The 13857-nt window shown below is 70.0% G+C and carries 11 protein-coding genes; all 11 read right to left on the bottom strand.

Features of this window, described 5'->3' with window-relative positions:
* Nucleotides 1-138: 138 nt before the first annotated feature.
* The 11 genes from ABZ795_RS25540 to ABZ795_RS25490 all read right to left on the bottom strand — a co-directional run bounded on the left by ABZ795_RS25540 (nucleotide 139) and on the right by ABZ795_RS25490 (nucleotide 13851).
* A complete protein-coding gene (locus tag ABZ795_RS25540) occupies nucleotides 139-1617 on the bottom strand; it encodes a multicopper oxidase family protein (RefSeq protein WP_357532178.1) in 1479 nt (492 codons plus the stop codon).
* A 70-nt stretch (nucleotides 1618-1687) separates the two neighbouring features.
* A complete protein-coding gene (locus ABZ795_RS25535; RefSeq protein ID WP_357532177.1) occupies nucleotides 1688-2845 on the bottom strand; it encodes an epoxide hydrolase family protein in 1158 nt (385 codons plus the stop codon).
* A 15-nt stretch (nucleotides 2846-2860) separates the two neighbouring features.
* On the bottom strand, nucleotides 2861-4246 hold the full coding sequence (locus ABZ795_RS25530) for an FAD-dependent oxidoreductase (RefSeq protein WP_357532176.1): 1386 nt from the start codon (nucleotides 4244-4246) through the stop codon (nucleotides 2861-2863).
* A 29-nt stretch (nucleotides 4247-4275) separates the two neighbouring features.
* Nucleotides 4276-4695 carry an SgcJ/EcaC family oxidoreductase gene (locus ABZ795_RS25525; protein ID WP_327022949.1) on the bottom strand — a complete coding sequence of 140 codons (420 nt, stop codon included), beginning with the start codon at nucleotides 4693-4695 and terminating at the stop codon, nucleotides 4276-4278.
* Nucleotides 4696-5065: 370 nt separating this feature from the next.
* Nucleotides 5066-6247, bottom strand: a complete 1182-nt coding sequence (locus tag ABZ795_RS25520) for an acyl-CoA dehydrogenase family protein (protein ID WP_327022950.1) — start codon at nucleotides 6245-6247, stop codon at nucleotides 5066-5068.
* Nucleotides 6248-6378: 131 nt separating this feature from the next.
* Nucleotides 6379-7755 (bottom strand): condensation domain-containing protein, encoded by a 1377-nt coding sequence (locus ABZ795_RS25515; RefSeq protein ID WP_357532175.1) that lies wholly within the window; start codon nucleotides 7753-7755, stop codon nucleotides 6379-6381.
* Between the two features lie 29 nt (nucleotides 7756-7784).
* Nucleotides 7785-9542 carry a non-ribosomal peptide synthetase gene (locus tag ABZ795_RS25510; protein ID WP_357532174.1) on the bottom strand — a complete coding sequence of 586 codons (1758 nt, stop codon included), beginning with the start codon at nucleotides 9540-9542 and terminating at the stop codon, nucleotides 7785-7787.
* A gap of 40 nt (nucleotides 9543-9582) precedes the next feature.
* Complete coding sequence (locus ABZ795_RS25505; RefSeq protein WP_327022953.1) at nucleotides 9583-10812, bottom strand: cytochrome P450; 1230 nt, start codon at nucleotides 10810-10812, stop codon at nucleotides 9583-9585.
* Nucleotides 10813-10817: 5 nt separating this feature from the next.
* Nucleotides 10818-11897 carry a 4-hydroxyphenylpyruvate dioxygenase gene (gene hppD, locus ABZ795_RS25500; RefSeq protein WP_327022954.1) on the bottom strand — a complete coding sequence of 360 codons (1080 nt, stop codon included), beginning with the start codon at nucleotides 11895-11897 and terminating at the stop codon, nucleotides 10818-10820.
* Between the two features lie 62 nt (nucleotides 11898-11959).
* Nucleotides 11960-12163, bottom strand: a complete 204-nt coding sequence (locus ABZ795_RS25495) for an MbtH family protein (RefSeq protein WP_327022955.1) — start codon at nucleotides 12161-12163, stop codon at nucleotides 11960-11962.
* 251 nt (nucleotides 12164-12414) lie between these two features.
* Nucleotides 12415-13851, bottom strand: a complete 1437-nt coding sequence (locus ABZ795_RS25490) for an extracellular solute-binding protein (protein WP_357532173.1) — start codon at nucleotides 13849-13851, stop codon at nucleotides 12415-12417.
* Nucleotides 13852-13857: the final 6 nt, after the last annotated feature.

The raw sequence follows: 13857 nt of genomic DNA, 5'->3' as shown, positions 1-13857 counted from the left end.
ATGATCATCTGAACCGGTCATGCCCGCCCTGCTGCCACCAGCCAGGGCGCGTCTACACCAACCACATCAAGCCGGGCACCCCCGCGACTTTGCCGAGGCCCTGGGGGTCTCCCCCGCGCTCCCGGCCGACCGATCGGCTCAGCGCACGATCTGCATCTGCGCCATCATCCCGTACGCGGAGTGCTCCAGCATGTGGCAGTGGTACACGTATCGGCCCAGGAAGCCGCTGAAGGTCGCCTGCACCCGCACCGAGTCGCCCGGCGCGATGAACACGGTGTCCTTCAACCCGCGCTCGTTGGGCGCCGGTGGCCGGCCGTTGCGATCCAGGACCCGGAACTGCACCAGGTGCAGGTGGAAGGTGTGGTTGACCCCGCCGAAGTCGGTGTCCACGTTGGTGATCCGCCAGGTCTCCGTCGCACCGTGCCGGATGGTGGCGTCGATCCGGTTCGGGTCCCAGAGCTTGCCGTTGATCAGGCTCTCGATCGTGTTGAAGTCGGTGCTGAGGACCACCTCGCGGTTGACGGTGGACTTCGGCATCGGCGGCAGCGACCGGAGCGTGTCCGGCACCCGGCTGTTGTCGCGGGCCTCCCGGGTGACGTCGAAGCGGAGCACCGGCCCGCGGGCCTCCTCTAGCACCACCTTGCTGCCCACTCGGCGCTTGGAGAAGTCGACGACCACATCGGCACGCTCGGCCGGGCCCAGGGTCAGTTCGGTCAGCCGTACCGGTTTGGGCAGCAGACCGCCGTCGGAGCCCACCTGCACCATCGGCAGGCCGTCCAGCCGCAGGGTCAGGGTGCCGTGGGTGGAGGCGTTCAGCAGCCGCAGCCGGTACCGGCGCGCGGCGACCGGGAAGTACGGCTGGGAGCGGCCGTTGACCAGCACCACCGGACGGTCGAAGTCGAAGGGGTCGAAGTACAGGTTGCCCTTCTCGTCGAAGCGGGACTCCCGCAGCATGATCGGCACGTCGTACTGCCCCTCGGGCAGTCGCAGGTGCCGCTCCTGCGGGTCGTCGATCAGGTAGAAGCCGTGCAGCCCGCGGAACACGTGCTCGGCCTCGGTGTGGTGGCTGTGGTCGTGGTACCAGAGGGTGGTGCCGCGCTGGCGATTCGGGTATTCGTAGACCCTCGACTTGCCGGGCTTGATCACGTCCATCGGGTGGCCGTCATGCTCCGGCGCGACATGCCCGCCGTGCAGGTGGACGTTGGCCGGTACGCCCAGTTGGTTGCGGTACTCCACCGACACCGGCCGACCGGCGCGGGCGCGGATGGTCGGGCCGATGAACCGACCGCCGTACGACAGCACCGGGGTACGCACCCCGGGCAGCAGCTCAGCGGTGGTCTGCACGATCGGGAAGCTGTAGTGGTCGACGCCCCCGCGAGTGCGGATCGGTGCGGCGACCGGCGGCAGCGGCATCAGCACGCGGAACGGCCCACCGGTCGGTGGGGTGCCACTCGGCTTCGGCTTGGGCTTCGGTCCGTGCCCGGGTCCGTGCCCGTGGTGTCCCCCGGGTGTCCCCGGAGGGCCGCCGGCCAGGGCGTTCAGCGCCGGAGTGGCCGTTACCGCCAGCGCGGCGCCGGAGAGTGCGCCGCCCACCAGGAGGTTCCTTCTGTTGATCATGTCTCCCCAGTTCTTCCCGGTGGCGGGCCGTCGTCCTCGACCACCCGCCACCCGGGATGCGGTGCCACGCTCAGCGCAGCGAACGGATGAAGTTCCGGAGGTCCTCGACGAGGAGGGTGGGCTGCTCCAGGGCGGCGAAGTGACCGCCCTGGTCGAATACGGTCCACTGGTTCAGGGTCGGCAGAATCTGCTCGGCCCACCGGCGCACCGGGCGGACGGCGTCAGCGGGAAAAACCGCCACCCCGACCGGCATGGTCAGGTTCCAGGGGCCGGCCCAGGTGCGGATGAAGTCGGCGTCCAGCCGGTTGGACTCGTAGTACAGCTGGGCGCTGGAGCCGGCCGTGGCGGTCAGCCAGTAGACCATCACGTTGGTGAGCAGGAAGTCCCGGTCGACGGCGTCCTCCGGCACCTTGGCCGAGTCGGTCCACTCGTAGAACTTCTCGACGATCCAGGCGAGCTGGCCGACCGGGGAGTCGGTGAGGCCGTACGACAGGGTCTGCGGGCGGGTCGACTGGATCTTGCGCCAGCCGGCGCCGTCCTGCTCGAAGTTCTGGGCGAACTCCAGCCGGGCCAGGTCCTCGTCGGGCAGTCCGGCGAAGAGGGCCGGGTCCTGGGGCGGGAAGGTGGCGAGCATGTTGACATGTACGCCGACCACATGCTCCGGGTCGGCCAGACCGACCTCCAGCGAGATCGGCGAACCCCAGTCCCCGCCCTGGGCCACATAGCGGTCGTAGCCGAGCCGCCGCATCAGTTCGGCCCAGGCCCGGGCCACCCGTCGGGTGTCCCAGCCGGTCTCCCGGGTCGGCCCGGAGAAGCCGTACCCGGGGATCGAGGGGATCACGACGTGGCAGGCGTCGGCGGGGTCGCCGCCGTGCGCGGCCGGGTCGGTCAGCGGCCCGATCAGGTCCAGGAACTCCACGAAGGAGCCCGGCCAGCCGTGGGTGAGGATCAGCGGGGTGGCGTCCGGTACCGCCGACCGGACGTGCACGAAGTGCACGTTGGCGCCGTCGATCTCGGTGGTGAACTGCGGGAACTCGTTCAGCCAGCGCTCCGCGGCCCGCCAGTCGAAGCGGTGCCGCCAGTGGTCGACCAGGTCGCGTAGGTAGTCCAGCGGTACCCCGCGCTCCCAGCCCACGCCGGGCAGTTCGGCCGGCCAACGGACGGCGGCCAGCCGGCGGTCCAGGTCGTCGAGGTCAGCCTGCGGAATGTCAATTCGGAACGGACGCATCGGTTCCTCCGTTGGTCAGGCCCGGCCGAGCAGACGCTCTGCTGCGGCAGGATCGGGGGTGGTGTCCCGGACGCGGCCCTGACGGAGCACCCGGAGCATGGTGGTCGGCCGCATCAGCGACGACGGCGGATCGATCAACCCGGCCACCCGGATGAAGGCGTCGGTCAGCCGGGCATCGCGGGTGGCGGCCCGTTGCAGCCGGGCCACATAGGCGTTGGCGAACCGGATCTTCGCCGTACGCCGTCCTTCGACCCCGGGGAATCCCAGGTCCGCGCCGGCGGAGAAGTCCCAGGGCGAGTCGAGCTGGGTGCCCAGCTCACGGAAGAAGGCGATGGGATCGGGGTCACCACCACGCCGGAGCTGCTCGGCCAGCACGAGTGAGCCGAGCCCGGCGGCGGTCATCCCCTGGGCGTAGATCGGGTTGAAGCTGCACACCGCGTCACCGAGCACCAGCAGGCCGGCCGGGAACCGGTCGAGTCGCTCGTAGCGGCGGCGGACACTGGCCGGGAAGCGGAACATCACCGGGTCGTCCAGCGGCTCGCCGTCCCGGATCGCGCGGTAGATGGCCGGCACCGGCAGGGACTTGGCGAAGGCCAGGAAGCCGTCCGGGTCGGTCGGCGGATGGTCACCGAGGACGCCGGTCAGGGAGAGTTCCACCCGACCGTCCGTGCCGGGCATCCGGTAGAAGAAGGCACCGCGCGGGCTGCCCGGGGTGGCGGCCGGGATGATCGCCAGGTCGTCGCCGAAGGGGTCCTTGGCCAGCCGGTAGTGGCGGGTGGTGTACGCCAGATCGACCTTGATCCGATCCTCGGGGGGTCGCGCATAGCCGAGTTCGGCGAGCCAGGTCGGGGTACGGGAGCCACGGCCGGTGCTGTCGATCACCAGGTCGGCGTCGAGCACCTCCTCCTGGCTGCCCTCGACACGTTGCTGTACCCGCGCACCGATCACCCGACTCCGGTCGGGGGTGGTGACCAGCCCGACGATGTCGTGCCGTTCGAGGACACGCACGTTCGGCAGGGCCTGCACCCGAGCCCGGACCAGGTGCTCCAGCACCGGCCGGGTGGCCGGCACCGAGACCAGCCCGGAGTGCGACGGCAGCATCCGCCGCCCCTCGACGTACCACTGGATGTCGCCGCTGAAGTCGCCGGGGGTCACCCCGGCACCCCGCAGGTCCTCGGTCAGGCCGGGGAAGTGGCCCTCCAGGATCTGGTATCCCCGGGCGACCAGCCCGTGGGCGTGTCGACCGTGCGGTACGCCCTGGCGGTAGCCACTGACCCCGGTCACCTCGTCGCGGTCGACCAGCAGCACCTCGGCGTACCGGTCGGCGAGCACCCTGGCCGCCAGCAGACCGCCCATGCTCGCGCCGAGCACCACGACCCGTCCGGTGCGATGATCACTCATCACGTCACCTCCTCGGTCGCTCGACGCCTTCAGGAGGGGTTCGCCGGTGAGTTCTGGTACGCGGTGAGCAGCCACTGGCCGTCCCGCCGCACCAGCAGCCAGCTCGCCCGGACCGCCCGCGCGGCGGAGGGCTCGGTCTCGTTCGGGGCCAGCACCCCGCCCTCGGTGAGCACCAGCACGGTGTCCGGGCCCAGCACCTTCAGCGCGGTGGGGCTGCCGGTCACCCGGGTGCCGCGGTACGGGCCGGCGAACGCCTGGCCCATGAAGCCGCAGATCTCGTCCCGGCCCTGCCGGAAGACCCCGGGCAGGATCATGCTGCCGTCCTCGGTGAAGGTGGCGGCGAAAGCCTCCGCGTCGTGCGCGGCCCAGGCGGCGACGATGCGCTGGGGTACCGCACGCACCGCGGCCTCGTCCTCGGCGCTCAGCATCGAAGTGGTGCTCTTCGACATGGGATGGTCCTCTCTCGATCTGGTGAACCGGACGGACCACGGTCGGTACGCCGGCGAAGGACCGCCTCCGAACCCCGTCGGGGCAGGCGACACCGGCGGCACACACGGCGCCGGCAGGACGGTCTGGGGTAAAGCGACACGGCGTCCGCGGTCCGGGCCGTCGGCGACGTGCGCAGTGCTAATTCTCCGGCGTACCCGGAAATGGCTCACCTTCGAAATTGCGAGGCCCGGCCGGGCCCGGTCAGCAGGCGAAGGGGCAGGTAGGCAGACGGGCGCCCCCCTTTCGGAGGACGCCCGTCGCGGGTGCCGCAGCCGTACGGAATGAATCGTCGAGGCTGGGCGGGAGGCGGGCGGCTAGCCGCCCTGGGAATCAGATGAACAGGGTGTTCGGACCGAGGCCGCAGAGGATCCGGCCGTACAGCTCCAGGTTGGTGTTGGGGTGCATGATGGCGTGCAGGTTGAGGGTCTGCACGTCCCGCTCGATCCGCTGGATCGGCACGTCCTGGTAGATCGAGGAGCCGCCGCTGGCGGTGTTCAGCAGGTCGACGGCCTCCTTCGACCGCTGGCAGACCGCGCCCAGGTCGAGGCGGACCCGGGCCCGCTCCTCCAGCGTCCAGTCCTCACCCGCGCCGGCCTTACGGTCGAGCATCTCGGCCGACCGGTACGCGTGGAAGTCCGCCTCATCGATCTTGACGGTGGCGTCCGCCACCTGGATGTGGGTGATCGGAGCCTGGCTCTGGTCCTCGTACTCCGTGTAGGTGATCTTCCGGCCGGGCAGCCGCTCGAAGAACACCTCCTTGGCGGCCTTCGCCAACCCCAGGCAGCTGGCGCCGACCGCCGTGCACGCCATCGACATGAAGGGCACCCGGTAGATCGACGAGCCGGCGTTGGAGTTGGTCAGCGGCACACCCTGGATGATCGGCCCCATCCGCACCAGCCGGTGCTCCGGGACGAAGAGCCCGTCGGCCACCGTGGTGACGCTGCCCGAACCCCGCATGCCGGCGGTGTGCCAGTCGTCGATGATCTGGAGATCCTTGATCGGCAACGCCACCATCACCGGCTCGTGGCTGCCGTCCGGGTTGGCGAGCACGGCCGCGTTCGTGTTCCAGTGGCTCTGGGTCGCCCCGGTGTTGAACGACCACCGACCGTTCAGGATGTACCCACCCTCGGTGGGGATGGCCATCGCACCGGGGCTGAGGATGCCACTGATCCGGACGTCCGGGGTGGAGAAGATCTCGTCCTGGGTCTGGTCCGGGAAGAGGCCCGCCATCCAGCTGCTGATCATCCAGACCGCCATCGTCCAGCCGGCGGAGCCGTCCCCACGGCCCACCTCGGAGACGACGTCCACGACCGTCCGCATGTCCGACTCGTAGCCGCCGTAGCGGGCCGGCATCCGCATCTTGAGCAGGCCGGCGTCGGTGAGGGCGGCGATCGTCTTCTCCGGCAGGCGGCGCTGCTCCTCGGCCTCCAGCGCGCCTTCTCGCAACAACGGCACCAGTTCCGCGGCGCGTCGCGCCAGCTCGCTGCGGCCGGGAGCTGCCATGGTTTCCATCGAACCTCCAGTTAGGACAAAGGGCTGAACAATGATGAGCGAGTCGGGGAAGGCTGTGCACCACCGACCCTGGCACCCCGTCGATGGGCCTGCACCTTTGAAAATGCGGCGCCCGGCGGGCCTTCGATCACCTATACGGCGACCCGCACCGATTCGCGGGCGGCATCCGGATCGACCAGCATCTCCCGCAGGACCTCCTGGAAGCCGCTGACCCACCCGGCGACGGTCGCCTCGTCGAACAGACCGCTCTTGTAGGCGACGCTGCCGACGACCTCACCGCAGGGGTCCAGGTTCAGGGTCCACAGGGCGCCGTCCGGGACGTCCGAGACGAGCGGCTGGGACACCAGGCGGTACCGGATCTCGGTGTACTCGAGATCGCCGATCAGCTCCTCGTCCAGCAGGAACGGGAACGCGAAGACCTGGAACACACAGGGCGCCCGGTCGTCGGAGATGGCCGGCAGCATCAGCTCCGGGGCGTGGGCCAGGATCTGCGGCACGTCCTGCGAGTACGACTCGACGCACTGGTTCCGGGTGGCGATCACCACCTCCCGGAAAGTGCGGCACTTGGCCAGGTCCACCCGGATCGGCATGAAGTTGAAGAAGGACCCGACGGTGTACGGGAACTCCTCGTCGCCCCGACCGGGGCTGAAGGTCGGTACGACCACGTCCGAGTTTCCGCCGAGCCGCTCGGCCAGTACGGCGAAGGCGGCGAAGAGCACCATGAACGGCGAGCTGCGGGTGGCCTTGCCGAGCTTGAGCGCCGGAGTGATCACCTCCGAGCCGATCACGAAACGGTGCATCGCGGTGGTCGTCTCGACGGCCACCGAACGGGGGCGGTCCAGCTTCATCGTGTGCACCCGGGCACCGGCCAGGTTCTGCTGCCAGAACTCGCTCGGCTCCGCCATCCGGACCGGATCGCCCACCAGCTCCCGCTGCCACTCCGCGAACTCCCGGTACTGGCGCGGCTCCGGCAGCACCGGCACCTCGTGGCCCCGCCGGGCGGCGTACCGGTTGGCCAGGTCCCGGATGATCAGACGCATCGACCAGCCGTCGGTGGCGGTGTGGTGGGAGATCAGCACCAGGACCGAGTCGCGGTCGTCGAACCGGACCAGGACCGCGCGCAGCAGCGGAAGCTCCGTGCTGGGGAAGGTGTCCGCCTCGGCCTCGATCAGCAACTGCTCGGCCACCGCGTCACGCTCGTCCTCGGGCACCACGGACAGGTCCCGCAGGATCAGCTGCACCGGGGCGGTCTCCGGGCTGATCACCTGGTACCGCTCCTGCGGCGTACGCACCACGATGGTGCGCAGCGCCTCGTGCCGAGCCACCACGTCGTCCAGGGCACCCTGCAACGACTCGACATCGACCTCGCCGCGCAGCCGCCATCCGTGCACGATGTGGTAGCGCGGGCCGAAGGGACCCTCCTCGTCGCCCTTGTCGTACATGCAGAGGAAGTCCTGGTTGAGCGAGAGGGGCGCCCGGTGCGGCGCCTGGGTGTCGGGGGTGTTCATCTGGCCATCAGCCCTTTCGTAGTCGTCGGCTAGGAGGTCGGTGCGGGCGTGGCCTGGGCGGCCAGCCGCTCGGCAAGGCCGGCCACCGTGGGGGTGTCGAAGAGGGTGCGCAGCGGCAGCTTCGTCCCCAGTACGGCCTCGATCCGGCTGATCAGCCGCATGGCCAGGAGGGACTGCCCGCCGAGTTGGAAGAAGTCGTCGTCCACGCCTACCCGGTCCACCCCGAGCACCTCGGAGAAGATCTCGCTGAGGATCTCCTCCCGCGGGTCGCGGGGTGCCCGGTAGGCCACCCACGCCTCCGGATCCGGCTCCGGCAACGCCCGCCGGTCCAACTTGCCGTTGGCGGTCAGCGGCAGGGTGGTCAGCGCCACGAAGGCGTCCGGCACCATGAAGTCGGGCAGGGTCGCGATCGCGAAGGCCCGCAGCGCGGCCAGGTCGACAGTGCGCTCACCGACCACCACGTATGCGGTTAGGGACCGCTCACCGGTCGGCAACTGCCGGGCCACCACGGCCACGTCGGAGAGTTCGGGGAACCGGGCCAGCACCGCCTCCACCTCGGCCAACTCGACCCGGAAGCCCCGGATCTTGACCTGGTCGTCGGCGCGGCCGAGGAAGTCGAACATGCCGTCGCTGGTCAACCGCACCAGGTCGCCGGTGCGGTACATCCGTTCCCCCTCCCCGGTGAACGGATCGGCGACGAAGCGTTCGGCGGTCAGGTCCGGCCGGCCGAGGTAGCCGCTGGCCAGTCGGGGCCCGGCCACGTACAGCTCGCCCACCTCCCCGTCGGGGACCTGACGGAGCCGCTCGTCCAGCACGTACGCCCGGATGTCCGTCATCGGGCGGCCCACCGGAACGGTCGGGCCCGGCAGGAACAGGTCGGACATCGGCGAGTGGGTGGTGAACAGGGTGGACTCGGTCGAGCCGTACATGGCCCGGACGACCAGACCGGGGCAGGCGTCCAGCACCCGCCGGACCGCCCCGGGGGAGATCACGTCGCCCCCGGTCATCACCTCCTGCACCCCGGTCAGGCAGTCCGGCGCCTCGTCGGCCACCACCCGGAACAGCCCGGCCGTCAGGTGCACGGCGGTGATCGCGTGCTCGGTGATCAGCTGGCGCAGGGTGGACACGTCGAGGTCGGCGGAGGGCCCCAGCACGACCGTGCCACCGCGGCTCAGCGGCACCCACAGCTCGTAGCTGGAGACCTGGAAGGCGTACGGAGCCACGGAGAGGACCCGCTGGTGCCGGCTGCCGTTCCAGGCCGGATCGGAGATGAGCCGGGTCACCGCGCGCTGCGGGATGGCCACCCCCTTGGGGTCCCCGGTCGACCCAGAGGTGTACATGACGTACGCGAAGTCCTCCGGGCCGGTGGGCACGGCCGGGTCGGTGCCGGGGAACTCGCCCGGCTCCTCGTCGACCAGCAGCACCCGCCCACCCTCCGGCAGGCCGCGGCGCCGGGTGCCGTCGTCGGCCAGCAGCACCGGGCCGCCCGCCTGGTCCAGGATCCAGCGCATCCGCGCCATCGGGTACGCCGCGTGCAGCGGCAGGTACCACGCACCGGCCTTGAGGACCGCCAGCAGTGCCACCGGCAGGTCGGCGGTCCGGCCGGTCAGCACCGCGACCGGCTGCCCCGGCTGGACCCCCTCGGCGATCAGACGGTGCGCCAGCCGGTTCGCCCGCTCGTCCAGATCCCGGTACGTCAAGGTGCGGTCACCGGCCACCACGGCCACCGCGTCCGGAGTCCGGCTCGCCTGCGCGGCGAGCATCTGCTGCACAGAAGTGAAGGTCATCAGACGCTCCATTCAGATGGTTAGGCCGGTAGAACCGGTTTCAGGTGGTTCCGCCGGGCTTGAGCGTCACCGGCAGGCTGGTGTAACCGCGCAGGAAGGTCGAGTACAGCGGGCGCGGTTGGCCGTGTAGTTCGAAGGTGTCGACCCGCCGACGCAGCGAGTCCAGCACCGCCCGAACCTCCGCCCGGCCCAGGAAGGCACCGAGGCAGAAGTGCGGCCCGTGTCCGAAGGTGAGGTGCTTGTTGGGCGTACGGCCCAGATCGAATTCGTCCGGCCGGTCGAAGACCGTTTCGTCCCGGTTGGCCGAGGCGTTCCAGACGGTGACGACGTCGCCGGCCGGGATGGTCTGCCCGCCGAGTGTGGTGTCCCGCCGGGCCACCCGCCCGACATGCATGGCCGGGGTGTTCCAGCGCAGGATCTCCTCCACCGCGTCGTCCAGCGACACCTCGCCCCGGCGCAGCGCCCCCCACTGATCCGGGTACTCGACGAAGTTCAGCACCGCGCTGATCATCGCCAGCCGGCTCGTCTCGTCCCCGGCGAGGATCAGGCCGTAGCAGTTGAGGACGACCTCCTCCTCGGTCAGCGGCGCTCCCTCGATCTCGCAGGTCACGAGGCTGCTGATCACGTCGTCCCGCGGGTCCCGGCGACGCTCGGCGGCGATCCCGCTGAAATAGAGCAGGATCTCGTTGCGGGCCAGCCAGGTCTCGTGGCCGGGCTGATCCGGATCGTCGGAACTGAGGGCCTGCTTGCTCAGTCGCAACAGCTCGGCCCGGTCCGCCGACGGAACGCCGAGCAGGTCGCTGATGGTGCCCATGGGCAGTTCGTCGGCGACCTGGGCGGCGAAGTCCCCGCCACCTGCCGCCACGGCCTGCGCCACCAGTTGATCCGCGCGGGCCAGCACCCCGGACAGCACCGGCCGCAGCATCCGGGGGGAGAACGACCTCAGCAGGTGGTTGCGCACGGCGGTGTGCCGGGGGGCGTCGGAGACGGCCAACAGCTTCCCCCCGGCGGTGTCCCCGCCGGTGAGCAGCGAGGTGAGCATGTTGCCCCGGCCCGAGCCGAAGGTCTCCGGGTCCTTGTAGACCCGCAGCGCCTCGGCGTACCGGGTGACCACCCAGAAGTGGGTTCCCTGCGGGGTGCTCGGGTGCCGCCACACCGGGGCGTTGCGGCGCAGCCAGCGCCACACGTTCTCCACCTCCGGGCCGACGAAGGTTCTCGGGTCGGCCAGGTTGACCCCGTCGAGGTCGGTGGCGCGGATGCCTGTGCTCACCGAAGTCAGTCCCGTTCCGCTTGCCGTTGCAGCTCCACGGCCTCGTACAGCGCCTTGACGTTGCCGCTGCCGAAGGTCTGCGCGCCGAGCCGTTCGATCAGCTCCAGGAAGAAGGTCTTCCGGGGGTGCGCCGAGCGGGTGAAGATCTGGAAGAGCTGACCGTGGTGATCGGCGTCGACCAGCACGTTGACCTCCCGCAGGTCCGACACGGTGTGCCGGGCCAGCTCCATGCGGGAGGCGAGCATCGTGTAGTAGGTGTCCGGGGTGGACAGGAACTCCACTCCCCGCCGCTGGATGTTCTGCACGGCGGCGACGATGTCGTCCGCGTTGAACGCCACGTGCTGCACACCCGCGCCGCCGTGGTTCTTCAGGAACTCGTCGATCTGCCCCGGCGAGCGGGTCACGTCCGGCTCGATCAGGGTCAGCGTCACCGCACCCCCGACGGACTGCACGACCTTGGAGTTCATGGCCTGGTTACCGACCACGATCTGCTCCTCGAAGATCATGCGGAAGTCGAGGACCTCCTCGTAGAAGCGGACCGTCGGGTCCAGCTGGCCGGCCTCCAGGCAGACCGCGAAGTGGTCCACCGCGGACAGCCCGCTGTCCCAGGTCGGCTCGGCCTCCGGGCGGGGCAGCAGGCCGGGCAGGTGCCGGGCGTCCATTCCCTCGGGGCGCCGGACGAAGGTGTGCGCGACATCGCCGAAGCCCATGATGGTGGCCCGTACCACGCCTTCGACGTCGTGCGGGGCCGCTACCGGCCGGGCCCCCCGGCGTACCGCCTCGGCGAAGGCCGCCGCCGGGTCGGCGACACCGAGGCTGATGTCGGCGACCCCGTCTCCGTGCCGCTCCACGTACGCGGCGGCCGGGTGGTCCTCGACCAACGGCTGGGTCAGCACCAGCCGGATCTCCCCCCGGCCCAGCCCGGCGGACCGGGCCTCCGGCGGGGCGGCCGGGTCGGTCCCGGAGTAGACGGCCAGACCGAAGCCGTCCACCAGCCGTTGGGTCTCCGCGGCCAGGTCGCTGACGTAGAACTCGATGTGGTCGAGCGAAATCTGACCGAAGATCGAAGTCTGTGGCGTGCTCATCGGGTCATCTCCCCCTTGTCATCAGCCCCGGGGGCCGACCGGCGGCCCGGGTGGGGCACGTTTCAGTGCGAGCCGGCGAGCCGGCGCGGGCGAGGGTCGATCCAGTTGTCGCTGACGTACCGCAGGCACTCGGTGCGGCCGGCCGGACCGCACACCGCACCCCAGCCCTGCGGCACATCGGCGAAGGCGGGCCACAGACAGTGCTCGCCCGCAGCGTTCACCAGCACCAGGAAATCGCCGTCGACGGCGTCGAATGGATTGTTCATTCCTTTTCCTCCAGCCCGAATCCGTCGGTCGACACAAGAAATTGGCGCACCGGTCGCTAGCGAATTCTTCGGCGAACCTGGCCGCCCTCAGAGGCTGTCATTACGACCCTGTACCACGCATCTTCCGTAGTGCGCAGCGCACGCCTGATCGACAGAAAGCAAGCGAGGGCAGGTCGCCGGCGACGCCGTTTTGACGGCACCGCGACGACCTGCCCCCGCCGACCGGAAAAGGCGGTCAGTTGTTGCTGGGATCAGCCCCAGATTCCGACCCGGTAGCAGTCGGGACCACGCGGCCCGGCACCGACGCATCGGGCGTTGTACGCGTCGAGGAGCCGCTGGGCGCGAGCGTCGGCCAGCCGGAATCGCTCCACCGGGTTGGCCCGGCGCAGCAGCACGTCATCCATCGCCAGGACCAGCTCGTTCTGGATCCCGTCGAACGCGCCGACCACCACGCCGAGACTGGCCGGCGACTTCGGGGCCTTGCGGATCTGGTCCAACGCCACCTTCGGCGCCGGGTGCTGGGCGAACCAGCGCTCCCGCTGGAGGAGGTCCACCGCCTGCCCGGTCATCGGCAGGTAGGCGGTGCTCTTGTGCCACTGCGCCGAGTTGCGCGGGCTGTTCAGGAACTGCATGAAGGCGAGGGCGCCGTCCTGGGTCTCCCGGTCCAGACCGGCCCGCAGGAAGAGCGAGTCACCGGAGTTGACGTTCCCGACCGCCTTGCCGCGACCGGGGTGCGGCAACGAGCCCGCGGCGACGTTGAACCCGAACTCGGCCCCCATCTGGGCGAAGGTGTCACCCTGGTTGGCCCCGTCGAAGGTGAAGGCGACCTGCTGGGTCACGAACGACTCGAAGTTGCCGCCCCAGTCCTCCGGCATGCCGGTGTACCGGTAGTGGCCCGCCTGGTGCATCCGCTTCCACCAGGAGACGTAGTTGAGGATCTGCGGCGAGTCCAGGTTGACCTTGGTGGCCCGGCCGGTACGCCCGTTGTTGTTGTTGGTCAGCAGGCCGCCCTGCTGGGCGATGGCCTGCTGGAAGAACCAGTTGTGGTTGGGCCAGGTCACGCAGTTCGCCGGGCCGTTCGGCATCCGCGCGATCTTCGTGCAGGCGGCCTCCAGCTCCTGCCAGGTCTGCGGAAGCTTGGACACCCCCGCCTTCTTCAGCAGGGTGGTGTTGGCGTACAGCACGCTGGTCATGCTGGTGACCGGGAAGGAGAACATGTCACCCCGGTCGGTGTGGTACGCCCGGACCTGCGGCAGCAGGTCCCGCACCACCACCCGCTCGTTGAGGATCTGGTGGCGTCCGCCGATGGCCCGCTGCACGGACGTGAACAGCGGTCGGCCGGAGCGGTCCTTCATGTCCCGAGCGACCTGGCTGACGTTGTAGTAGTAGTTGGCGATCGCCGGCGGGTTGCCCTCCCGGACGGCCCGGTCCACGTCAGCCGGCAGCGCCGTGTAGTCCCGCGCCTCGACGTTGATCTGGTAGCGCGGGTACTTACGGTTGAACTCCTCGGCCAGCCGCTTGCGCTCGTCCAGATAACCCGGGAACGGATAGTCCGCGAGCCAGACGTCAATGTTGATTTTCTTCTTCTTGTGGGCGCCGGCCTCCGCCGCCCCGGCGGTTGCGGTGACGGATGACAGGACAACCGCTACGCCGAGCGACGATGCAATCAGTGCGCGCAATGGTCGCATGGAACC

Origin of the sequence: Micromonospora sp. NPDC047134 (genome assembly GCF_040643455.1) — a bacterium.
GTDB lineage: Bacteria > Actinomycetota > Actinomycetes > Mycobacteriales > Micromonosporaceae > Micromonospora.
Note: the sequence above shows the minus strand (reverse complement) of the source record. Positions and strands in the feature narration are given on the sequence as shown.